Source organism: Embleya sp. NPDC005575 (assembly GCF_040605455.1).
Taxonomy (GTDB): Bacteria; Actinomycetota; Actinomycetes; order Streptomycetales; family Streptomycetaceae; genus Embleya.
The window spans coordinates 62710-84984 of record NZ_JBEXCV010000019.1 but is presented as its reverse complement, the minus strand read 5'-3'; the positions used below and the strand labels follow the sequence as shown (position 1 = coordinate 84984).

Sequence of the window (22275 nt, the reverse complement as noted above, 5' to 3'; positions counted from 1 at the left end):
CCCCGACGAGCACCAGGCCGTCCCCCAGGTCCCCGGCACCCTCGCCGAGGTCCTCGACGCCCTCGAAGCCGACCACGAATACCTCCTCGAAGGCGACCCGTGCCGACCGGCTCGGTCCAGCCGCGGGCCCGGAACAGGCGGCACAGTTCGGCGCCGGCCGTGCCTGCCAGGTGGTGGCGGCGCTCCGTCCAGTCCAGGCACGGGCGGGCCAACGGGCGTTTGCGCGAGGTGGTCAGGTCGGCGCCCAGGTCGGTGAGCCAGTCGACGCCGGTGTCGGTGAGCGCGAAGCCGGCGTCCTGGCGCAGCAGGTCGCGGGCGGTGAGCGCGTCGGTGATCGCCACGCCGAGCCGGCCGGCCAGGTGGTCGTAGCAGGTGCGCCCCCGGGCCAGGGCCGCGCCGGCCGAGTGTGCGCGCAGCGAGTTCGCCGGCCGAGGGGTTGCCGGCGTCGCGTAGGCGGCCAGGTCCTCGACCATCCGGGCCACCCCCGCGTCGGCCAGCCGGACGTAGCGGTGCCGGCCCTGCCGCTCCTGGACCAGCAGGCCGCCCTCGACCAGCCTGGTCAGGTGCTCGCTGATCGTGGACGGCGCGACCGCGCAGTGCCGGGCCAGCTCGCCGCCGGTCCAGGCGCGCCGATCCAGCAGGGCCAGGCACACCGCCGCGCGTGTCTCGTCGGCGAGGAGCGCGGCGAGGGCCGCGAGTCGCGGGACCGAATCCGGGTCGGTGGCACGTGCGATCGGGTCCATGCCGCCATCATCGGCCCGCGACGCTTCGGCGCGCGCCGAAGGGTGGACCGGACCACCGTCAACCGCCCCCCCGGGGGGGCGATGGCTCGTCCGCATCGGAGCCGATGCCACGGCAACCCCGCGGCCCGGCGACCCCGCGACCTGGTGGCCCGGCGACTGGGCGATCCGGCGACTGGGCGATCCGGCACCCCGGCACCCGGCCACCCGGCGGCCCGCACGGCTGTCCGCCCGCCCGCCTCGGGATCCGCCCCGATGCCCCGTCCCCCTCCTGACGCTCTGTCAAGATGGACGCGTGCTCCTACCTCTCGCGGGCGTCACCGTCGTCTCCCTGGAACAGGCCATCGCGGCGCCGTACGCGACCCGGCAACTGGCCGATCTCGGCGCACGCGTGATCAAGATCGAGCGGCCCGGCGCGGGTGATTTCGCCCGTGCGTACGACGAAACCGTCGAGGGATTGTCGAGTCATTTCGTCTGGGTCAATCGGGGCAAGGAAAGCCTCGCGCTCGACCTCAAGGACGAGCGGGCGGCGGAAATCCTGGACCGGTTGCTCGCGCGCGCGGACGTGTTCGTGCAGAATCTGGCGCCCGGCGCGGCGGATCGACTGGGGCTGGGCGCGGCGGATTTGCGAGCCAGATTTCCGCGGCTGATCGTCTGTGGAATATCGGGTTATGGGACTTCCGGTCCCTACCGCGACAAGAAGGCGTACGACCTGCTCGTGCAGTGCGAGGCCGGGTTGTTGTCGGTCACCGGCACGCCGGACGCGCCCGCCAAGGCGGGCATCCCGATCGCCGACATCGCCGCCGCGATGTACGCCTTCACCGGCATGCTGACCGCCCTGTACGAGCGCCGAGTCACCGGCGAGGGCAGCGCGTTCGAGGTGTCCATGCTGGATGCGCTCGGCGAGTGGATGGGCTTCCCGTACTACTTCGCGACCTACGGCGGCACAGCGCCGCCGCGCACCGGGGCCCGACACGCGGCGATCGCGCCGTACGGCCCCTATCGCGCCGGCGACGACGGTCAGGTGTTCGTCGGCGTGCAGAACGACCGCGAGTGGGCCGCGCTGTGCGAGCGGGTGCTGGGCCGGCCGGACCTGGTCGAGGACCCGAGGTTTCGCAGCAATTCGCTGCGGGTGGCCGGCAACGAGCGGCTCACCGAGCTGATCGAGGCGGTCTTCGCGGACCGCACGGCCGCCGAGATCGTGGCGAGCCTGGACGAGGTCGGCATCGCCAACGCCCGGATGCGCACCATCGCCGAGTTCGCCGAGCACCCGCAACACGTCGCCCGGGACCGGGTGCGGCTGATCGACTCGCCCGTCGGTCCGCTGCGTGCGCTGCTGCCGCCGGTCACGGTGACCGATCGCGAGGCGGCGATGGGCCCGATCCCGGCGGTCGGCGAGCATACGGCGGCGATCCTGGCCGAACTGGGCATCGAGCCGCGGTGAGCGATCGGCCCGCCCGCCCGGGCAAGCGGGCGGGATCACGGGCGGGTGACGGGAGCCGCGCGGGCGGCGCGGAGAGAAATATTTCCCGGGTTCCGAGGTCGGCGACTTTTCCGTGCTAGCCTCGACGCAGTTGCAGTAGTGGTTCCCATGAATTTTGTGAGCGCCTTACGGTCGTGACCGTCGGGCGCTTTTTGTTTATGTCGAACCGGGTTCATGTGAAAAAGGATTGCTGTTGCGACTTGGACTTGTGCATGTGCACATTTCCATTTGGCACCACGAAGGAGACTTGTATGGCTACTGGAACCGTGAAGTGGTTCAACGCGGAAAAGGGCTTCGGCTTCATCCAGGCGGACGACGGCGGCCCGGATGTTTTCGCGCACTACTCGGCGATCCAGTCGCAGGGCTACCGTGAGCTTGTCGAGGGCCAGAAGGTCTCCTACGACGCTGTTCAGGGCCAGAAGGGCCCGCAGGCGGAGAACATCACCGTCTGACGGCACACATCATTGACAGGCACGGCCCGCACCGAACCGGTGCGGGCCGTGCCTGCGTTTGTAGCGGCCCGCCGGCTCGCCCGCCCGCGGTGGATGATGCGTGCATGGGATACATCGGAAACGACGAGAAGGTCGGCCTGCTGCGCGCGATGCGCGCATGCGACCGGATCCTGTCCGGGGTACGACCCACCACGGTCACCGAACGACTGGCCCGGCTGTCCGCGTACGCGCGAGACGGGGTCGACCCGGACGAATGGCCCGACACGTACGGCGACGGCGGCGCGGTCGCCCGCCTGGAGACCCGTACGGCCGAGCTGCTCGGCACCGAGGCGGCGCTGCTGTTCCCCACCGGCACGATGGCCCAGCAGGTCGCGCTGCGCTGCCATGCCGGGGCAACCGGTTCGAACGTGGTCGGCATACACCCGAGGGCCCATCCGTTGACCTACGAACGCGACGCGGTGTCGATCCTGTCCGGACTTCGGCCGCTGCCACTCACCCAGGGTCCCGATCAGATCACCGCCGAGGACATCCGCACCGCCGGGGAGGGATTCGGCACGCTCTTCTACGAACTCCCGCTGCGCGATCACGGGTTCGTACTGCCCTCGTGGGACGAGCTGATCGCGACCGTGCAGGCCGCACGGGACCGTGACGCCGCGCTGCACCTGGACGGCGCGCGGTTGTGGGAGAGCACCACGTACCTCGGGCGCGAACTCGACGAGATCGTAGACCTGTTCGACTCGGTGTACGTCTCCTACTACAAGGGCCTGGGGGCGAGCGCCGGTGCGGCCCTCGCGGGCACCGCCGAATTGATCGAGGAGGCGCACGCGTGGCGGCACCGCTACGGCGGACGCCCGTTCCAGACCTGGCCGATGGCGCTGGAGGCGCTCGCCGCCCTGGACGAGACGCTGCCTCGGCTGAGCACCTATGTCGCGCACGCTGCGACCGTGGCCGCCGGCCTGGCCCGGGTGCCCGGGGCGATCGTCCACCCGGCCGTCCCGCACACCCAGCAGTTCCAGATGTGGCTGCCGTACCCGGCCGAACTGCTTACCCGAGTCGGCCGCGAGTACGCCGTCGAGCACGGGGTGTGGCTGGCCGGCAGGTGGACCGCGCCGGGCCCGCCGGGTCTGTCGTACACCGAGATCACCGTCGCCGATCCCGCGCTGGAATGGACCGCCGACGAGGTCGCCGCCGAGTTCGGCGCATTCGTGGACCGGGTGCGCAAGAGCTGCTGACCGACGGCGCCCGGGCGCCGGACCGAACGCGGGCCGGATTCGGCGGTGACATGTGTCACCACCGGCGCCGACGCCGATCCGGGCATGTTGCGTCAAGGCGGGCCACTGAGCGATGCTGGCCCCGCGCCGGCCCTACCGGCGCGGGGAGGGCGTGGCAGGAACCCGGTGTGATCCCGGGACGGTCCCGCCACTGTGACCGGCTCCGCCGTACGACGTCATACGACGGCTACGACGTGACCGGGAGTCAGGAACTGCGCGTCTCACCCCGAGTCCGATGGGGCGAGGACCCCGGAGAGGCGCTCCAGGTGACGATTTCGTCCTGCCGGCGTTCTTGCGTACGCAGTTTCGACTGCGGCACCCACTCCAGCGGCATTCCCGCGCGCCGCCGCGGCGCGTTCGACCGCGACATCCACTCCGTGGTTCGCCACGCCGGCATCGGCGGAGGCACCCGGTGATCCTGCTCCTGTCGACATCCGACACCGACCTGCTCAGCGCCAAGGCGAGCGAGGGCGACTGGCGCCTGGCCAACCCGGCCCGCGTCGACGTGGCCGACCTGCCCGCGCTCCTGGACGGCACCGACCTGGTCGTGGTCCGCCTGCTCGGCGGGCGACGCGCGTGGGAGGCGGGCCTGGACGCGCTGCTGGCCGGCCCGCGCCCGGTCGTCGTACTCAGCGGCGAACTCGCCGCCGACGCCGCGCTGATGGAACTGGCGACCGTACCCGCCGGGGTGAGCGCACAGGCGCACGCCTATCTCGCCCAGGGCGGCCCGGCCAACCTGACCCAGCTCCACCGCTTCCTCTCCGACACGCTGTTGCTCACCGGACACGGCTTCGAGCCGCCCGTCGAGGTGCCCTCCTGGGGTCGGTTGGACCGCTCGGCACGCGAGATCGACGGCCCGGCCGTGGGCGTGCTCTACTACCGCGCCCACCACCTCGCCGGGAACACCGCGTTCGTGGCCGACCTGTGCGCGGCGATCGAGGAGGCGGGCGGGCGGCCCGTACCGATCTGGTGTGCGTCGCTGCGCGGCGCGGACGAGTCGTTGTTCGCGGCGCTGGGTGAACTCGACTCGCTGCTGGTGACCGTGCTCGCGGCGGGTGGCGCCGGCGGGGCCAAGCCCGCCGAGGTCTCCGCCGGCGGCGACGACGAGCAGTGGGATGTCGGCGCGCTGGCCGGACTGGACATCACCATCCTCCAGGCGTTGAACCTGACCACCAGCCGGGCCGAGTGGGAGGCCGGCGACGCGGGTCTGTCGCCGCTGGACGCGGCCACCCAGGTCGCCGTACCCGAGTTCGACGGGCGGCTGATCACCGTCCCGTTCTCGTTCAAGGAGACCGGCCCGGACGGGCTCACCCACTACGCCGCCGACCCCGAGCGGGCCGCACGCGTGGCGGGGATCGCGGTGCGGCACGCCCGACTTCGGCATATTCCGGTCGGTGAGCGCAAGGTCGGCATGGTGCTGTCCGCGTACCCGACCAAGCACTCCAGGATCGGCAACGCGGTCGGCCTGGACACCCCGGCGTCGGCGGTCGCGCTGCTGCGCGCGATGCGCGCGGCCGGCTACGACGTCGGCGCACGGGAGGGAGCCGACGCACTGCCCGGGCTGGAACCGCCGGACGGCGACAAGCTCATCCACGCGCTGATCGCGGCGGGCGGCCAGGACCCGGAGTGGCTGACGGAGGGTCAACTCGAAGGAAACCCGGTCCGGATCTCGGCGGCCGAGTACCGCGAGCGCTATGCCAAGTTGCCGCTCGGGCTGCGCGCGAACATCGAGGAGCACTGGGGCCCGCCGCCCGGCGAGCTGTACGTGGACCACTCGCGCGATCCCGAGGGCGAGATCGTGCTCGCGGCGCTGCGCGCGGGCAACGTGATCCTGATCATCCAGCCGCCGCGCGGTTTCGGCGAGAACCCGGTGGCCATCTACCACGACCCGGACCTGCCGCCGAGTCACCACTACCTGGCCGCCTACTGGTGGCTGGACGCGCCCGCCGGACCGGGCGGGTTCGGTGCGCACGCGCTCGTCCACCTGGGCAAGCACGGCACGTTGGAGTGGCTGCCGGGCAAGAACCTGGGCCTGTCCGCGGAATGCGGTCCGGACGCGGTGTTGGGCGACCTGCCGCTGGTGTACCCGTTCCTGGTGAACGACCCGGGCGAGGGCGCGCAGGCCAAGCGGCGCGCGCACGCGATCATCGTGGACCACCTGGTACCGCCGATGGCGCGGGCCGAGACGTACGGCGATCTGACCCGGCTGGAGCAACTGCTCGACGAGTACGCCAACGTGCAGGCGCTCGACCCGGCCAAGGGGCCCGCGCTCCAGGCGCAGATCTGGACGCTGATCCAGGCCACCAAGCTCGACCACGACCTGGGCATCACCGACCGGCCGCACGAGGCCGAGTTCGACGACCTGATCCTGCACCTGGACGGGTGGTTGTGCGAGGTCAAGGACGCGCAGATCCGCGAGGGCCTGCACATCCTGGGCAGCGCGCCCATCGGCGAGGGCCGGATCAACCTGGTCACCGCGATGTTGCGGGCGCGTCAGGTGTGGGGCGGCAAGGCCGCCGCGCTGCCCGGGCTTCGCGAATCACTCGGCCTGGTCGAGGGCGGCAGCGCCTCGCGCACCGAGACCGACGACGCCGAGGACCGCGCGCATCGGCTGGTCGCGGCGATGGAGGCGGGCGGGTGGGACCCGGCCCGGGCCTTGGCCGTCACGCACGAGGTGCTGGGCGCCGAATCGGCGGCGGTCGCCGACGTGTTGGCATTCGCCGCGAGCGAGATCGTGCCGCGCCTGGACCGCACCGGCGACGAGATCGGCGCGGTGCTGCACGCGCTGGAGGGCGGCTACGTCGCGGCCGGGCCCAGCGGTTCGCCGCTGCGCGGGCTGGTCAACGTGCTGCCGACCGGCCGCAACTTCTACACCGTGGACCCGAAGGCGATCCCGAGTCGGTTGGCCTGGGAGACCGGACAGGCACTCGCCGATTCGCTGTTGGCCCGCTACCGCGCCGACAACGACGGCGACTGGCCGCGCTCGGTGGGCCTTTCGGTGTGGGGCACCAGCGCGATGCGCACCAGCGGCGACGACATCGCCGAGGTGCTGGCACTGCTGGGCGTGCGCCCGCTGTGGGACGACGCGTCGCGCCGGGTGACCGGGATCGAGGCGATTCCGCTCGCCGAGCTGGGCCGGCCGCGCGTGGATGTCACAGTGCGCATCTCCGGCTTCTTCCGGGACGCCTTCCCGCACGTGGTGCTGCTGCTCGACGACGCGGTGCGGCTGGTCGCGGAGTTGGCCGAGCCGGACGAGGACAACTACGTCCGGGCGCACGTGCGGGCGGACACCGCCCGACACGGCGACGCGCGCCGGGCGACCACGCGCGTGTTCGGTTCCCGGCCCGGAGCGTACGGCGCGGGGCTGCTGCCGCTGATCGACGCGCGCACGTGGCGCGACGACGCGGACCTGGCCGAGGTGTACGCGACCTGGGGCGGCTACGCCTACGGCCGGGGCCTGGACGGGGTGTTCGCGCGCGAGGACATGGAGGACGCGTACCGCAGGATCGCGGTCGCGGCCAAGAACACCGACACGCGCGAGCACGACATCGCCGACTCGGACGACTACTTCCAGTACCACGGCGGCATGGTTGCCGCCGTACGCGCGCTGACCGGCACCGCGCCGGCGGCCTACATCGGCGACTCGACCATGCCGGACGCGGTCCGCACCAGGACGCTCCAGCAGGAGACCGCACGGGTCTTCCGGGCCCGGGTGGTCAACCCGCGCTGGATCGAGGCGATGCGCAAGCACGGCTACAAGGGCGCGTTCGAACTGGCCGCCACGGTGGACTACCTGTTCGGCTACGACGCCACCACCGGCGTGGTCGCGGACTGGATGTACGAGAAGCTCGCGAGCGAGTACGTCCTGGACGAGACCAACCGGGAGTTCATGCGCACGTCCAACCCATGGGCGCTGCGCGGAATCGCCGAACGGCTGCTCGAAGCCGCCGACCGGGGCATGTGGGAGAAGCCGGAGGCGGCCACGCTGGACGGGCTGCGCGAGGTGTACCTGGATGTCGAGGGTGATCTCGAAGGCGGCGAGGACGCGGGGGATGACTGAGCGGGCTTCCGGGCCCGGGTCCGGGTCCGGGCCCCGGCTCGGGTCTGGCTTGGGCCCGGTGTCGGAGTCGGTTCCCGGATCGGAGTCGGTGTCCGCGTCGGCGTTTTCGGGTGCCGGCCCGGTGTTCGTGGTCGGGATCGGGGACGACGGCTGGGCCGGACTCTCCGAGGCGGCACGGGCGTTGGTGGGCGCCGCCGACATGTTGGTCGGCGGCGCACGGCACTTGGCCATGGTGGAGGGTGGCGCGGCCGAGCGGGTCCAGTGGCCGTCGCCGTTCTCGGTCGCCTTCGTCGCGGACCTGGCCGTGTCCCGGAAGGTGTGCGTGCTGGCCAGTGGGGACCCGATGTTCTACGGCGTCGGGGCCGCGCTGGTGCGCAGGTTGGGCGCCGACCGGGTCACCGTAATGCCGGTTTCCTCGTCGGTCTCGTTGGCCTGCGCGCGGCTGGGTTGGGCGGTGCAGGCCGTCGCGGTGGTCAGCGCGGTGGGTCGACCGCTGGATACCTTGGCTGCCGAACTTTCGACGGATGCAAGGGCGTTGGTACTGAGCGCGGATGGGCTGACGCCGGGGCGCGTGGCCGTGCTGTTGTGTGAACGCGGCTTCGGGACGAGCACGGTGACCGTACTGGAGCACCTGGGCGGTCCGGCCGAGTCGGTGTGGCGGGGCAGCGCCGACGCGCTCGCGGCGGCCCCCGAGCGGCGGTTCGCGGACCTGAACGTGGTGGCCGTCCGGTGCGAGGCGGGCCCGGGGCTGAGCCGGCTGGCGGGCCTGCCGGACGATGTCTACGAGCACGACGGCCAGTTGACCAAGCGCGAGGTCCGCGCGATGACGTTGGCCGCGCTCGGACCGCGTCGGGGCGAGCTGCTGTGGGATGTGGGCGCGGGCAGCGGCAGCATCGGGATCGAGTGGATGCGGACGCACCCGACCTGCCGGGCCGTCGGCTTCGAGACGCGCACGGAACGGGCCGAGCGGGCTGCGGCGAACGCGATCAGACTCGGCGTGCCGGACCTGCGGATCGTGGTCGGCCGAGCGCCGGACGTACTCTTCGGCCCGGCCCCGGACGCGATCTTCATCGGCGGCGGGCTGACCGTGCCCGGCGTGGTGGAGCGTTGCTGGGCCGCGCTGCGCCCGGGCGGGCGGTTGGTGGCCAATGCCGTCGTCGCCGAGACCGAGGCCGAGTTGTTGCGGCATCGTGCCGCGTTCGGCGGGGAGTTGACCCGTGTCCAGGTCACCCGGTCCGCGCCCGTGGGCCGGTTCACCGGGTGGCGGCCGGCGATGCCGGTCACCCAGTGGGTGGCGGTCAAGCCCCGCTTCGAGTCTGTTACCCAGCCTGATTCCCGCGAGGAGTAGTGCAGCCATGACCGTCCACTTCATCGGCGCCGGCCCCGGCGCGGCCGACCTGATCACGGTGCGCGGGCTGCGGATCATCGCCGCATCGCCGGTGTGCCTGTACGCGGGCGCACTCGTGCCGCGCGAACTGGTCGACGCGGCGCCGCCCGGAGCCCGTCTCGTGGACACCGCCGAGCTGAACCTGGATCAGATCGTCGAGGAACTGCGCGCCGCACACGCGGCCGGGCACGATGTGGCCCGCCTCCAGTCGGGGGACACCTCGTTCTTCAGCGCGGTGGCCGAACAGCAGCGCCGGCTCGACGCGCTGGGCATTCCGTGGGACATCACCCCGGGCGTACCGGCGTTCGCCGCCGCGGCTGCGGCGATGGGCCGTGAGCTGACGCTGCCCACGGTGGGCCAGACGGTGATCCTGACCCGGGTGGCCGGCAACGCGACGGCGATGCCGCCGGGCGAGGACCTGGCCACGCTGGGCCGGTCCGGCGCGCTGCTGGTGCTGCATCTGGCGGTGGGTCGGGTCGAGCGGGTGGTCGCCGAGTTGACCCCGCTGTACGGCGCGGACTGCCCGGTTGCGGTGGTCGCGCGCGCGTCCCGCCCGGACGAATTGATCGTGCGCGGCGAACTGGCCGACCTGGTGTCCCTGGTACGCGACAACGGGATCAAGGCGGTGGCGATCATCATGGTCGGCCGCGTGCTGGGTGAACCGGGCTTCTGCGACAGCCACTTGTACAGCGAGATCCGCGATCGCACCGAGCCGAGGCCGGTCGGGTGAGCAGCGGGGCGGGCCTTGACCGGGCGCCGTTCGGATCGGAGTCGGGGTCCGGGCCTGGGTCGCTGCTCGGTACGAAGCCCGGTCGGGGACTTGGTTCGAGGCCGATTCGGGGGCTCGGGTGTGGCCTAGGCCCTGTTCGGTGCGGCGCGCCCGACGATGGTGCCCGTTCGGTTGATCGCGATCACGTCGACGGTGATCGGGAGTCGGCTGCCGCGCAGCAGGGCTCGGGCGGCGTCCCGGGCGGCTTCCGCGACGGCGTCGCCGAGCGGGACGTCGGCCGCGCGGGCCAGTTCGAGCGCGTGCAGGGCGGTGTTCGCAGCGCGGATGTGCGCCGCCAGTTCGGCGTTGCCGCCGACCGCCGTGGCCCGGTCGGCGAGTGCGTCGAGGTTCACCTGCGAGCGGCCCGAGTGCAGGTCGAGATGGCCGTCGGCGAGCTTGGAGAGCTTGGCGAAGCCGCCGGCGATGGTCAGACGCGGAACCGGGTGCCGGCGCAGGTACTTGAGCAGCGCGCCGGCGAAGTCGCCCATGTCCAACAGCGCGGTGCCGGACAGGCCGTACACCTGGGCGCCCACCCGCTCCGAGGTGGTGCCGGTCGCGCCGAGCACGTGCGTCTCGCCGGTGGCCAGCGCGACGTCGATGCCGCGGCGGATCGAGTCGATCCAGGCCGAGCACGAGTACGGGATGACGATGCCCGTGGTGCCCAGGATGGACAGGCCGCCGAGGATGCCCAGGCGCGGATTCCAGGTCTGTTCGGCGATCCGGGCGCCGTCGTCCACGGACAACTCGACCGTGACGTCGCCGGTACCGCCGTGCGCGGCGGCCACTCGGGCCACCGCTTCCCGGATCAGCTCGCGTGGGACGGGATTGACGGCGGGTTCGCCGACCGCGAGCGGGAGGCCGGGCAGGGTCACCGTGCCGACGCCGGGGCCGGCACGGAAGGTCACGCCGGTGCCGGGCGCCGCGTGCCGTACGGTGGCCCGGATCAGCGCACCGTGGGTGACATCGGGGTCGTCGCCGGCGTCCTTGACCACACCGGCCATGGCGGCCCCGGGTGCGGGGTCGTCGGTCGTGGACTCCGCCTTCGTGAGTTCCTCGACGGCGAGCGCGAACGCGGGTGCCTGGCCGCCGGGCAGCCATACGGTCACCGGGTCGGGAAACTCGCCGGTCAACAGGGCCTGGTAGGCGGCCGTCGCCGCGGCGGTTGCACATGCTCCGGTGGTCCAGCCCCGGCGCAGCCGATCGGGGCGGGTCATCGGTCGAGGAGCCAGTCGTGAGCGGATCGAAGAAAGCACGCACCGACGCGCCCGGCGGCGGGCCGAGGAGCATCTGGCCGCCCGACCGGGCCTCGGGAGGCTCCATCGGTGCGGTGGAGGCGTCCGGTACGCCGGGTGCGATCCACGAGGGCGACGCGCCCGGCCGGGTCGCTTCCGGCGACGGTGGGCGTGTGGGCGACCCGCCCGGGTGGGTCGCTTCGGGCGAGGGTGGTCGCCCGAGTGACCCGCCCGGCCCGGATGGCGACGGCGGCCGCGTGGTGTTGCTGCTCGGAGGTACCGCCGAGGCTCGGGTGCTTGCCGCGCGGTTGGTGGACGTACCGGGGCTGCGGATCGTGTCGTCGCTGGCCGGGCGTACCAGCGCACCCGTGTTGCCGGTCGGCGAGACCCGCGTGGGCGGCTTCGGTGGCGTGCCCGGCCTGGTCGCCTGGTTGCGGGCGCGGGCCGTGGCGGCGGTGGTCGACGCCACCCACCCGTTCGCGGCCCGGATCTCGGCGAACGCGGTCGCCGCGTGTGCCCGGGCGGACGTTCCGCTGCTGCGCCTGCAACGGCCGGGGTGGACCGCCGTGCCGGGTGACCGCTGGTACCCGGTCGACTCCGCGGACGAGGCCGCACGTGTCCTGCCCGGCTTGGCCCGACGGGTGTTCCTGACCACGGGTCGTCTGGAGACCGCGCCGTACGCACACCTGGACGACCTGTGGTTCCTGCTGCGCAGCGTCGAGCCGCCGACCGGAGCACTGCCGCGGGCCTGTGAAGTCCTGTTGTCCCGAGGGCCGTTCACGGTCGAGGACGAGATCGTGCTGCTGCGCGACCGGCGCATCGACGCGATCGTGACCAAGGACAGCGGCGGCGCCCTCACGGCGGCCAAGCTCACCGCCGCCCGCGAGCTGGGCCTGCCGGTGGTGCTGATTCGCCGCCCCGAGGTGCGCGCGCCGGAGCAGGTCACCGACGCGGCGGCCGCCGCGCGGTGGGTCCTGAGCGGGTCGGCCGCGGCGGCCGGAACGTGAGTCGCGCACGCCAGTCACTGTGACACACGACCGCCGCGAGTCGATCCTGGCGTCCCGACCGGGCTGCGGGTCGGCCGCGCCGGGCCGCGGCCCCGGGCGGGGTGGTCCGACCCGACGGAGGATCGTCGACACGGGTGCCCCGGCTCGTCAGGCCGGGTAGCGCCGCGGCGTGTACACGCCGGTGCTGCCGTCCGGCCGGCGGTAGGTGCGGGTCTGCGACGAGCCGATGATCAGCAGCGTACGCATGTCGACCACCTCCGGATCCAGGTCGGCCAGCCGGACCACGTGCACCGCCTCGGTCGGCCCGCCGACGTCGCGGCCCACCACGACCGGGGTGTTCGGGGCGCGGTGCCTGAGGAACAGGTCGCGGGCCTCGGCGACCTGGGTGCGCCGGGTCTTGGAGGCCGGGTTGTAGATCGCGACCGCGAGGTCCGCCTCGGCGGCGGCGGTAAGCCGACGCTGGATCACGTCCCACGGCTTGAGGATCGCGGACAGGCTGATCACGCAGAAGTCGTGGCCCAGCGGCGCCCCTGCGCGAGACGCCACAGCCTGCATGGCGGACAGCCCGGCGACCACCCGGACCGGGACCTCGGTCGCCGTCTCGTGCGCGGCCTCCAGCACGGCGGACGCCATCGCGAACACGCCCGCGTCGCCGGAGGAGACCACCGCGACCCGGCCACCCGCCTCGGCCAATCCGATGGCGTGGCGCGCGCGTTCGGCCTCGACCCGGTTGTCGGTGCGATGCCGCTTCTGGCCGGGACGGGGCTGGACGCGGTCCACGTACGGGCCGTAGCCGACCACGTGGTCCGCGGCGGCGAGCGCGGCGTGCGCGTCGGGGGTGAGCCATTCCGGACCGGCCGGCCCGAGACCGACCACGTCGATCGAGCCGAGCTCGCCGGTGGGTTCGGGCACCACATACGCCGGCTCGGGCACACGAGGGGTGCGGTTGGTCGCGAACTCGCCGCCGGGGGACGTGGATGGAGTGATCACGAGAGAGAAGTACGGGACGTCGTCCGGGATCACGTCGGCGAGCGGACGCACCTGCTGTCGATCGGTGGTCGCGCGCTCCACGTACCAGGTGCGATCGGCCAGCCCGGCCTGCTCGAACGCACCCCGAACGGCTGGGAAATGCCGCTTGCCGAGCTTGATCACCGCGGCCGAGTCGGTGGTCCGCAGCCGCGCCGCGAGCACATCGGGCGGGAGCGTGCCGGGCAGGATCGTGAGCACCTCGTCGTGCTGCACGAGGGGCCGACCCAGCACGGCGGCGGCGCCGCTGACCGAGGTCACCCCGGGGACGACCTCGACCGGGTAGCGGTCGGCGAGGCGTTCGTGCCAGTACATGTACGAGCCGTAGAAGAACGGGTCGCCCTCGCACAGCACCGCGACGTCGCGACCGGCGTCCAGATGCGCGGCGATCTCGGCGGCGGTCGAGTCGTAGTAGTCGGCGAGCGCGCCGTCGTACCCGCCCGGGTGGTCGGTGCTCTCGGTGGTCACCGGGTATTCGAGCGGGAGGCGGAGCTGAGTGTCGCTCAGGTAGGGCTCGGCGATGGCGATCGCGACGCCGCGCGCGCCCTTCTTGACCGGGTAGGCGACCACATCGGCCGAGGTGATCAGGCGATGGGCCTTGAGGGTGATCAGCTCGGGGTCGCCCGGGCCGAGGCCGATGCCGTACAGGCGGCCGGTGGTGGTCACGCTGTGCTCCTGGGGGGTGTGTGGGTGGGTGTGCTGCGGCGGCGCAGGTCGGCCGGGTTTGTCGGTGGGCTCGGGGCGCTCGGCTTTGGGCGTACCGCTCCGGGTGCTCGGCTCCGGGTGTTCGGCTCCGGGTGTTCGGCTCCGGGCTCTTGTCCGACGCCTATTCTTGTTCGCTCGCCAGTGCGTTCAGGACGGCGGCGGTCATCGCGCTGCCACCGCGGCGGCCGTGTACGACGAGGTAGGGGATGCCGGCGCGGTGCTCGGCCAGGGCCTGTTTGGACTCGGCCGCGCCGATGAAGCCGACCGGGATCCCGATGATCACGGCGGGGTGCGGGGCGCCCTGGTCGATCAGTTCGAGCAAGCGGAACAGCGCGGTGGGCGCGTTCCCGACCGCGACCACGGCCCCGGCGAGGTCGTCGACCCAAAGGTCCACGGCGGCGGCGCTGCGGGTGGTGTGCTGCTCGGCGGCCAGGACCGGCGTGCGCGGGTCGGTGAGCAGGCAGCGCACGTCGTTGTCCTTGGGCAGCCGCTTGCGGGTGACTCCGGACGCGACCATGTTGGCGTCGCACAGGATCGGCGCGCCGGCCCGCAGCGCCTCGGCGCCGGCGCGGGCCACGTCCGGGTGGAAGCCGACGTCCTGCGGGAGGTCGGTCATGCCGCACGCGTGGATCATCCGGACGACGACTCGCGAGACGTCCTCGGGAAAGCGGGACAGGTCCGCCTCGGCCCGGATGGTCGCGAACGAACGCCGGTAGATCTCGGCTCCGTCCTTGATCCAGTCATCCACGTCGGCTGCTCCTTTGCCCGAGGGGGTGGTGAGGGTTGTCGTCGGTGTGCGCGGCGGGGGGCGGGTCGCGCTCGTGGTCGCGCACGCACGTTGCCCGGCCGGTCGGGCATGGGGTTTCGTGCCCGATGCACCTGCCGGGCGGGGGCCGTCGACCGTCATACCGGAGTGGACGGCGTGGGTGAGCCCGGGGCGGGCGGGCGGACCGACGGTGGTGCGGATGTCGGTGTGGGTGCCCCACCGGGCGGGACGGTTTCGTACGTGCCGTCCTCGCGGGCAACCAGCAGCGTCGCGCCGGCGGGCTTGCCGCATGCGCGGGAGCAGCCGACCCAGTGGGTGTCGGCGCGGTCGAGGGCTTGGGGGCGGTCGGCGGGCGAACGATCGGTGCTCGAACGATCCGCGCCCCCGAGTGGGGTGTCGCGGGAGGAGCGGCCCAATGCGTGTCGAGTGGCCTCGGTGCGCACGTCGGCCAGTGCTCGGCGGCACGCGCCCAGGCCGCTGCACGCGGTCACGCCGCGCCACGGGGAAGCGGGGTCGCACGGCAGGCCGGCTGCTTCGAGGGCGGCCACGGTCGCGGCGGGGTCGGTCACGTCACGGACCACGACGCCTCTGGCGCTGGTGATCCGCAGCTCCGTCCGCAATCCGACCAGGGCGGCCAGGTGTTGCCGCGTCAAGCGTCCGAGTGGCACCAGGGCTCCGACGGCGAAGCGGCCGTCGGATTGCGCGAGTACCCCGATCGGTGGCCGGCTGCCGCCGCGTTGACGGAGTCGTGCGGCGTCCGGGGTGGTCGGTGCGTGGTTCCCGCCGGGCGTGGTGACGGGCCCGGGGCCTGCGAAGGGGGCGGGGTCGACCGCGAGGAGGGCGGCGAAACGGGCGGCACCGCCGGGCAGTTCGCGGATGTGCCAGGCGCCGGTGTGGGCTCGGGCGGTCAGGAACGCGCGGGCCGCGCGCACGATGGCTGCCGGGGCGTCGGCGGGGCCGAAGCGCCAGGTGGTGTCGTGGCCGGCGACGTGCAGCGCGAAGGCGTGCTTGGTGAGTGCGACGAGGTCCAGGTCGTGGCGGGCCGAGGCGATCGGGAGTCCGCCGTCGTCGATGCCGATCAGGAAGCGGCCGGAGAGGGCGGTCAGGTCCGGGGTCGCGCACAGGGCGTGATCGAGGGCGGTGAGTACGGCGTCGGCGTCCAGCAGGGCGCTCGGATCGCGGCCGGCGAGTGGGCTCGCGAGGATGTTGCGCACGCGGTCGTGGCTGCGGGAGGGCATCAGGCCGGCTGCGGCGATGGCGTCGGCGAGCGCGGGCAGGTCCGCTTCGGCCAGGCCGCGCAATTGCATGTTGGCGCGTGCCGTCAGGTCGACCGAGCCGGTACCGAATCGCCGTGCCAGGAGTGCGAGTTCGTGTATCTGGTCGGGGTCGAGCCGGCCGCCGGGGAGGCGTACGCGCGCGATCAGGCCGTCGTCGGCCGGGGACGCGTCCACGACTCCGGGGCAGGCGTCGTCGCGCTCTCGGACCACCACCGCACCCACCGCCCTTCGTCGCGCCTCGACGTCTCGTATCGGTATGCCCGGCCTGTCACCCCATGTCGGTTGCCGACCGGCCAGATGCGACACTGTTGCATATGGACGACGGTGTGCAGCACCCCACCCCCGACCCGATCGCCGAGGCGGTGCGGCAGATCCGCGCGCACGGCGAGCGGGTCACGGTGGCGCGCACCGCGGTGCTTCGGGTACTCGCGGACGCCGACGAGCATCTGAGCGCCGACGCGATCTTCGCTGCGGTGTCCCGCACGGCGCCGGGCGTGCACCGGACCACCATCTACCGCGCGTTGGACGCCCTGGAACGCCTCGACCTGGTCGCCTTCACCCGTCTGCGCCACGACGCGGCCACCTATCACCTGGCGGGCCACCTGGTGGGCGGCGCACACGTACACGTACGTTGCCGCCTCTGCGGCACGGTCAGCCACGCGCCGGGCGACCTGCTCGACGAGGTCGCCTCCCGGCTGGCCACCGAACTGGGCTTCGCCCTCGACCCGACGGCCGTCGCCCTGAGTGGCCGCTGCGACACCTGTACCCACCGCGCAGACGCCTTCGACCACACCCACCCGGACAAACACGCCGAACGGCCCTGACCTCCGGCACTCGTCCCACCCCGTGCCGTGCCGTCGCCCGCCGCCGCTTGATCGGGCCCAGGGGCGGAGGCGACGGTTGCCGGTGCGTAAGGGTGTCAGGTCGGCTGGACGAAGCGGTATCCGTTCGCCAGGAGTCGAGGCAGCCACAGGTCCAGCGCGGCCACCGTCTGGGTGCGGTCGCCGCCCGCGTCGTGGTTGAGGATGATCGAGCCGGTCGTGGTCGCGGCCAGAACGCGCTTGGCGATCTCGGCTGTGCCCGGCTGCTCCCAGTCGCGCGGATCGACCGACCAGCCCAGCGGGCGAAGGCCGTTCGCGCTCAGCTCGCCCATCACCTCGGGCGACCAGCGGTTGTACGGCGCGCGGAACCAACCGACCCGAAGGCCCGGCAGTACTCGGTCGATCGCGGTCAGGTTGCGTTCCACCTCCTGCGCGACGCCGGCCGGCGGAAGTTGTTGCAGATCGGCGTGCGACCACGAGTGGCCGGCGATCGCGTGACCCTCGTGGTGGATCGCGCGGAGCAGCTCGGGGTGACGCTCGACCTGCGTACCCACGACGCAGAACGTCGCGCACACCCGGAATCGCCGCAGCACACGCAGCACCTGCGGGGTGTACTCGGGATGGGGTCCGTCGTCGAAGGTCACCGCGATGCGCTGCGGCCCGGCCTCGACCTCGCACACCGGCTCCTGGACGAAGGCGGGGCGGGGGGTGGGCTGTCCGTCGGTGGCGACGGCGCACGGGGTGGCGACGGAGAGAAGACCGAGGGTGGCGGCGGCGCCCATCAGCAACGTACGGCGCGACGTGGCAGAGGTGGTGTCCATGTCGAGTGTCTTGCACATGTCCGGGACCGCGATCGCGAGGACACGCACGACTCGGCCGGAGTTCACCGGTTCGGCGCACCGGGGCATCCGACGCGGGCACACCCCGACGCCGGGTCCCCGCCGGCAGAGCCACTGCGCACAGGGCCACTCCGTACCGAGCCGAAACCGCTCCGGTCGGAGCCCGGACCGCTCCGCTCCGCACCGTGCGGCCGGCCACTCCGGCCACGCCCAACCGGGCCCGACCAGGCCCGGATCCGACCTCGGCGGTACCCGCGCCCCGCCGCTCATCCCCGAGACCGACCCGGACCCCGGTCCGTTCGCCGACGTCCCGTGCCGACCCCCGCCGGCAGAATTCCGTACATGATCACACCACGGGGGACCACCGCTTCGCCTTCGTCCCTGCCCGACCCCGTCGTTCCGCCCGCCCCACGCTGGGCGATCCTGGCCGCGCACGCGGCGGCATTGACCCCGTTGCCGTCGGCGATCTGGCGGTTCGCGCTCGTGTTCGGCAACCACGGCGGATACACCGAGCAGGGCTACGCGAAGATGAACATGACGGGATGGGGCGCGCCTTGGGTGATCTTTCTCAGTCTGAGCACCGAACTGGCCGCCCTTCTCACGCTCGGGCTGGTTCGCCCGTGGGGTGAACATCCGCCGCGCTGGGTCCCGTTCGTGGGCGGGCGCAGGATGGATCCGGTACTCGTCACCCGGGTTGCCTACATCGGTGTGGTGGTTCTGGTCCTGCTGTGGGCCCAGTTCCTGTTCTGGTGGCTCGTCCCGCACGACGATATGACCGAATCCGGCGCCGACCTGCTCGGCGTGCTGTATCTGCCGCTGGTGCTGTGGGCACCGCTCCTGGCGATCGTGACCCGGTCGTACCACCGGCGCCACCTCGGCGAACCCGCCCGAGGCCGCGCCGCGTAGAGCACCGTGGTGTTCGACCACGTCACGCGCGACTGGGACGACCCGCAGATCCTGGAGATCGGCCTGCGCCGGGTGATCGAGTCGGTGTTGCTCTGATCCGGGCGGGCGGAGGAGGTGCGGGAGGCGGGGGTGCCGGGAGCGTGGGAGCGGGCCCGTGACCCATGCCGAGTCCCCGGCGCCTTACCGGCTCGGCGGCAGCCACGGCTCGGCATGGCCATGGACTCGGCGTGGGTCACGGGCCCGGCCCGAGTGCGCAGGAGTGAGCGGCCGGGCTCCCCGTCGGGGTGCGACGCGACGGCGAGCCGGCCGTCGGGCGCGAAGGCGCCGTCCGGTCAGCGCTTGTGGACCGGCGTGTCCGAGTCGTGGACCACGTTGGTGATCCGGCTGACTCCGTCGACGCGCGCGGACAGCGACGGCAGGATGCCGAGCGAAGGCCCGACGACCAACGCCACGATCATCAGCGCGCCCATCGCGGCGGCCTGCGTGGTGCGCCGGGTCCACCAGCGCACGCCCGACGGCCGATCGCCTCGGGTGCGCAGGAGCGCCCGGTCGTGGGTCCCTCGGTCGGGTACGCGGTGCTCGTGCACGTGCGTGGCAATCGCTCGACGAACAGACATCTGCTCCGACTCCCCATCCAGCGCACGCCACCCTTCGACGGTCGTGGCGTCGCACCACCGATCTCCTGTCGTGCTGCATACACTGTCGTGCTTTTCAGTCCGGACGTCACCGCGAATCCGGCCGCCACACAGGGTTCTCACAAAGTTGTGACACTTCACTGTTCCCAGGGGCGGGAGGATGGAAGCGATTCGGAGAATCCGGTGTATACCGACGCGTGCCCGTGACCCGGAATCGGCAACCCGCCCCGTATGGGCGCGGGTTCGAGGGTCGACACGAGTGGGGCAGGTCAGTTGCCGAGTTCGACCGGCAGGCTGCTCAGACCGCGGACTCGGACCGACGGCTGCCAGGAAATCGGCGCGTGGCGGCGGGCCTTCGGGAAGCGGGTCAAGAGGGTGCGGACCGCGAGTTCGGCCTCCAGGCGGGCCAGGGGTGCGCCGATGCAGTAGTGGATGCCCTGGCCGAAGCTCAGGTGGCGGGCCGGATCGGGGCGGTCCAACTGGATCCGATCCGGGCGGGCATAGCGGCGCGGGTCGCGGTTGGCCGCGGCGATGGAGAGGAAGACCGTGTCGCCGGCCGGGATGGTGACGCCGCCGAGTTCGAGGTCCTGGAGCGGGAAGCGGCGAATCGCGAGCAGGGCCGGCGACATGTGCCGGGCCACCTCCTCGACCAACACCGGAACCGCCGCCGGATCGGCGCGCAGCGCTTCGCGCAACGCCTCGTCCTCGATCGTCGCGTACAGGGCGCCGGCCATCAGGTTGGCCGAATTCTCGTAGCCCGCGAAGAGCAACAGAAAGGCGAGGGAGGTCAGTTCGTCCTCGCTGAGCCGGTCGTCGGCGTCCCGCGCGGCGATCAGCGCGGACAGCAGGTCGGGTCCGGGGTCGGCGCGCTTGGCGGCGAGCAGCGCGACGAAGAACGCGTACATCTCGCGCACCGTCGAGCGGATGCCCTCGCGGGTGGCGTCCGCGCCCAGTACGGCGTTGGTCCAGGTGCGGAAGTCGGACCGGGACTCGGCCGGGACGCCGAGCAGTTCGCAGATCACGCCGACCGCGAAGGGCGAAGCGAAGTCCTTGACCAGGTCGACACGTTCGCGGCTGGTGAGGTCGTCGGCCAGGGACTCGACGGTACGTTCGAGACGAGGGCGCAGGTCGGCGGTGTGCCGCGGGGTGAATGCCTGGCCGGCGAGGCGGCGCAGGCGGGTGTGGTCGGGCGGGTCCATGTTGAGCAGGTTGGCGTCCAGGGCGGGCGGGAGTTCGAATCCCTTGTAACCGCCCGGCTTGGCATGCCTCTTGTCCAGCGAGAACCGCGGGTCGCCGAGTGCCGCCTGGACATCCGCGTACCTGGTGACCAACCACGCGGGGCTGCCGTCCGGCGCGACGATCGCGTGCACGGGGCCGGCCTCACGCATCCGGGCGAAGACGCCGTGTGGGTCGTGGGCCATGGCGCGGGCGACATCCACCGGAAACCGCTTTCGTTCGGCAACAATGTGTTTGCCAACCTAGCGCGGTTTGCCCGGCTCGGGAGGAGCGTGTTCTGGCGCGGTTCCACTGTCACGGGGCGACGGGCCCGGGAGCGCCGTCGGGTCGGCCTCCGAGACACGGGTCGTCGCGGCGGCCGAGCGACTCCGGCCGGTGCCGAGAGCCACTCCCGGTGGCCGGCCGGAGCCGCCGAATCATGTCGGGAGGTTGGCGATCGGCTGCCGTGCCGGGCGGTTCGGGAAGTCCGCGATCAGCCGGCGATCAACTGCCGTTCCAGGTTCGGGCCAGGAAGTCCGCGATCAAGGGGGCGATTTCCGGGAGCTTGTCCTCCAGGGCGAAGTGGCCGGTGTCCAGGATGTGCAGCTCGGCGTTCGGGATGTCGGCGAGGTAGGCGTGTGCGCCGGGTTCCGGGAAGAAGATGTCGTTGCGGCCCCAGACGATGAGCGTCGCCGGGCGGTGTTCGGCCAGCCAGGCCTGCCACTTCGGGTACAGCGTGACGTTGGTGTGGTAGTTCAGCGCCAGATCGACCTGGGCCTCCTTGCGCCCCGGTTGGTCCAGGAAGTGCTGGTCCAGGGTCCAGCCGTCGGGGGCCACCAGGGCGGGGTCGGTCGTGCCGCCCTCGTACTGGCTCCGGGTGACCGGCAGCACCAGGAGTTGGGCGGCCTTCTCCCGGGCGCCCGGCACGTCGGGGGTGAGCGCGATGAAGTCGCGGGCCATCTCGGACAGGCCCTCGGCGTAGGCGTTGGCGTTCTGCACGATCAGCCCGGCCACCGCCGCCGGCCGGCGCTCGGCCAGCCGCAGGCCGATCGGGCCGCCGAAGTCGAAGGTGTAGAGCACGTACCGCGCCAGACCGAGTGCGTCCACGAACCCCTCGACCACGTCGGTGAGTCGCTCGAACGAGTAGGTGAACCCGACCGGCACCTCGGTGTGCCCGAATCCGGGGTAGTCCGGCGCGATCAGCCGAAAGTCGTTGCCCAGCGCGTCCATGAGCCGACGGAACTGATGCGAGGCCGACGGAAACCCGTGCAGCAGAAGCAGCGTGGGCGCATCTGCGGGCCCGGTCTCCCGGTAGAACACCCGAACCCCGTCGACGTCCACGAAGCGGTGTGCAACCTGGGGAATGGCGGCGATGCCCATGATCTCTTCCTTCGTCGGCGTGCTGATGCGTCAGTTGTACCGCCGAAGTGACTAATGGGTCAAGCTCTCTTGAGGCGTTAGTTTCATTTTCGTTGGAGGAGTTCGCCGGCGGAGCCCCCTTCCCGACAGGCGGCCTACTGCATGGACTGCGTGGGGTTCGATGAGGTCGCTGCCGCCTGCCTACCTCGTTCCGCGCGCAGGGCAGGTGACGTACCAGTCGTCCCCAGGCGCGCTGAAGTCCAGACGACCGCTCCGCCTGATGCCAGGGCGGTTGTTTTGCTGATCGCTCTGCTGCGGTGCCACT

17 protein-coding genes, 1 pseudogene and 1 riboswitch are annotated in these 22275 nt (G+C 72.3%); of the genes and pseudogenes, 9 read left to right on the top strand and 9 right to left on the bottom strand.

Translation table 11 applies throughout. The features are described 5' to 3' along the window. Nucleotides 1-137: 137 nt before the first annotated feature. Nucleotides 138-743, bottom strand: a pseudogene (locus tag ABZS54_RS09575) (winged helix-turn-helix domain-containing protein); the annotation flags it as partial. 292 nt (nt 744-1035) lie between these two features. Here ABZS54_RS09575 and ABZS54_RS09570 point away from each other — a divergent pair. The 6 genes from ABZS54_RS09570 to cobM all read left to right on the top strand — a co-directional run bounded on the left by ABZS54_RS09570 (nt 1036) and on the right by cobM (nt 10123). Next, nucleotides 1036-2184, top strand: coding sequence for a CaiB/BaiF CoA-transferase family protein (locus tag ABZS54_RS09570; RefSeq protein ID WP_355532821.1), 1149 nt, complete (start codon nt 1036-1038; stop codon nt 2182-2184). A gap of 290 nt (nt 2185-2474) precedes the next feature. Next, nucleotides 2475-2675 (top strand): cold-shock protein, encoded by a 201-nt coding sequence (locus tag ABZS54_RS09565; RefSeq protein ID WP_026218153.1) that lies wholly within the window; start codon nt 2475-2477, stop codon nt 2673-2675. A 104-nt stretch (nt 2676-2779) separates the two neighbouring features. Continuing rightward, entirely contained in the window at nt 2780-3907 is a 1128-nt protein-coding gene (locus tag ABZS54_RS09560; protein WP_355532819.1) for a beta-eliminating lyase-related protein, read from the top strand. A 155-nt stretch (nt 3908-4062) separates the two neighbouring features. Continuing rightward, nucleotides 4063-4161: riboswitch (cobalamin riboswitch) on the top strand. Nucleotides 4162-4358: 197 nt separating this feature from the next. Next, a complete protein-coding gene (gene cobN / locus ABZS54_RS09555; RefSeq protein WP_355532817.1) occupies nt 4359-8006 on the top strand; it encodes a cobaltochelatase subunit CobN in 3648 nt (1215 codons plus the stop codon). A gap of 88 nt (nt 8007-8094) precedes the next feature. Then, complete coding sequence (gene cbiE, locus ABZS54_RS09550) at nt 8095-9354, top strand: precorrin-6y C5,15-methyltransferase (decarboxylating) subunit CbiE (RefSeq protein ID WP_355532815.1); 1260 nt, start codon at nt 8095-8097, stop codon at nt 9352-9354. 7 nt (nt 9355-9361) lie between these two features. Next, nucleotides 9362-10123, top strand: coding sequence for a precorrin-4 C(11)-methyltransferase (gene cobM, locus ABZS54_RS09545; RefSeq protein ID WP_355532814.1), 762 nt, complete (start codon nt 9362-9364; stop codon nt 10121-10123). A gap of 125 nt (nt 10124-10248) precedes the next feature. On the opposite strand, the gene ABZS54_RS09540 is transcribed toward cobM, so the two are convergent. Beyond that, nucleotides 10249-11376 carry a cobalt-precorrin-5B (C(1))-methyltransferase gene (locus ABZS54_RS09540; protein ID WP_355532812.1) on the bottom strand — a complete coding sequence of 376 codons (1128 nt, stop codon included), beginning with the start codon at nt 11374-11376 and terminating at the stop codon, nt 10249-10251. A gap of 275 nt (nt 11377-11651) precedes the next feature. Between ABZS54_RS09540 and ABZS54_RS09535 the strand changes: the two genes are divergently transcribed. Next, nucleotides 11652-12401, top strand: a complete 750-nt coding sequence (locus tag ABZS54_RS09535) for a cobalt-precorrin-6A reductase (RefSeq protein WP_355532823.1) — start codon at nt 11652-11654, stop codon at nt 12399-12401. A 147-nt stretch (nt 12402-12548) separates the two neighbouring features. Here the strand turns inward: ABZS54_RS09535 and ABZS54_RS09530 are convergent, their stop codons facing one another. The 3 genes from ABZS54_RS09530 to cobG all read right to left on the bottom strand — a co-directional run bounded on the left by ABZS54_RS09530 (nt 12549) and on the right by cobG (nt 16388). After that, complete coding sequence (locus tag ABZS54_RS09530; RefSeq protein ID WP_355532810.1) at nt 12549-14093, bottom strand: precorrin-2 C(20)-methyltransferase; 1545 nt, start codon at nt 14091-14093, stop codon at nt 12549-12551. Between the two features lie 160 nt (nt 14094-14253). After that, on the bottom strand, nt 14254-14880 hold the full coding sequence (locus ABZS54_RS09525; protein ID WP_355532808.1) for a precorrin-8X methylmutase: 627 nt from the start codon (nt 14878-14880) through the stop codon (nt 14254-14256). 155 nt (nt 14881-15035) lie between these two features. After that, a complete protein-coding gene (gene cobG, locus ABZS54_RS09520) occupies nt 15036-16388 on the bottom strand; it encodes a precorrin-3B synthase (protein WP_355532806.1) in 1353 nt (450 codons plus the stop codon). A 101-nt stretch (nt 16389-16489) separates the two neighbouring features. Here cobG and ABZS54_RS09515 point away from each other — a divergent pair, with 101 nt between their 5' ends. Beyond that, a complete protein-coding gene (locus ABZS54_RS09515; protein WP_355532804.1) occupies nt 16490-16999 on the top strand; it encodes a Fur family transcriptional regulator in 510 nt (169 codons plus the stop codon). A 95-nt stretch (nt 17000-17094) separates the two neighbouring features. Here ABZS54_RS09515 and ABZS54_RS09510 read toward each other — a convergent pair whose 3' ends face one another. Beyond that, nucleotides 17095-17817: a polysaccharide deacetylase family protein gene (locus ABZS54_RS09510; RefSeq protein ID WP_355532802.1), complete on the bottom strand. Its 723-nt coding sequence runs from the start codon at nt 17815-17817 to the stop codon at nt 17095-17097. A 360-nt stretch (nt 17818-18177) separates the two neighbouring features. Between ABZS54_RS09510 and ABZS54_RS09505 the strand changes: the two genes are divergently transcribed. Then, nucleotides 18178-18741: a hypothetical protein gene (locus tag ABZS54_RS09505; protein ID WP_355532800.1), complete on the top strand. Its 564-nt coding sequence runs from the start codon at nt 18178-18180 to the stop codon at nt 18739-18741. A 332-nt stretch (nt 18742-19073) separates the two neighbouring features. Here ABZS54_RS09505 and ABZS54_RS09500 read toward each other — a convergent pair whose 3' ends face one another. From ABZS54_RS09500 to ABZS54_RS09490, 3 genes are all read right to left on the bottom strand, one after another. Continuing rightward, nucleotides 19074-19358 carry a hypothetical protein gene (locus ABZS54_RS09500; RefSeq protein WP_355532798.1) on the bottom strand — a complete coding sequence of 95 codons (285 nt, stop codon included), beginning with the start codon at nt 19356-19358 and terminating at the stop codon, nt 19074-19076. Nucleotides 19359-19645: 287 nt separating this feature from the next. Next, nucleotides 19646-20797 carry a cytochrome P450 gene (locus ABZS54_RS09495; RefSeq protein WP_355532796.1) on the bottom strand — a complete coding sequence of 384 codons (1152 nt, stop codon included), beginning with the start codon at nt 20795-20797 and terminating at the stop codon, nt 19646-19648. Nucleotides 20798-21095: 298 nt separating this feature from the next. Further along, nucleotides 21096-21971, bottom strand: coding sequence for an alpha/beta hydrolase (locus ABZS54_RS09490; protein WP_355532794.1), 876 nt, complete (start codon nt 21969-21971; stop codon nt 21096-21098). Nucleotides 21972-22275: the final 304 nt, after the last annotated feature.

What these genes read in the sequence shown, in the direction of transcription:
- ABZS54_RS09565 (WP_026218153.1), top strand. Translation starts at nt 2,475, where the DNA reads ATGGCTACTGGAACCGTGAAGTGGTTCAACGCGGAAAAGGGCTTCGGC.
- ABZS54_RS09560 (WP_355532819.1), top strand. Translation starts at nt 2,780, where the DNA reads ATGGGATACATCGGAAACGACGAGAAGGTCGGCCTGCTGCGCGCGATG.
- cobM (WP_355532814.1), top strand. Translation starts at nt 9,362, where the DNA reads ATGACCGTCCACTTCATCGGCGCCGGCCCCGGCGCGGCCGACCTGATC.
- ABZS54_RS09540 (WP_355532812.1), bottom strand. Translation starts at nt 11,376, where the DNA reads ATGACCCGCCCCGATCGGCTGCGCCGGGGCTGGACCACCGGAGCATGT.
- ABZS54_RS09515 (WP_355532804.1), top strand. Translation starts at nt 16,490, where the DNA reads ATGGACGACGGTGTGCAGCACCCCACCCCCGACCCGATCGCCGAGGCG.
- ABZS54_RS09510 (WP_355532802.1), bottom strand. Translation starts at nt 17,817, where the DNA reads ATGGACACCACCTCTGCCACGTCGCGCCGTACGTTGCTGATGGGCGCC.
- ABZS54_RS09505 (WP_355532800.1), top strand. Translation starts at nt 18,178, where the DNA reads ATGATCACACCACGGGGGACCACCGCTTCGCCTTCGTCCCTGCCCGAC.
- ABZS54_RS09500 (WP_355532798.1), bottom strand. Translation starts at nt 19,358, where the DNA reads ATGTCTGTTCGTCGAGCGATTGCCACGCACGTGCACGAGCACCGCGTA.
- ABZS54_RS09495 (WP_355532796.1), bottom strand. Translation starts at nt 20,797, where the DNA reads ATGGCCCACGACCCACACGGCGTCTTCGCCCGGATGCGTGAGGCCGGC.
- ABZS54_RS09490 (WP_355532794.1), bottom strand. Translation starts at nt 21,971, where the DNA reads ATGGGCATCGCCGCCATTCCCCAGGTTGCACACCGCTTCGTGGACGTC.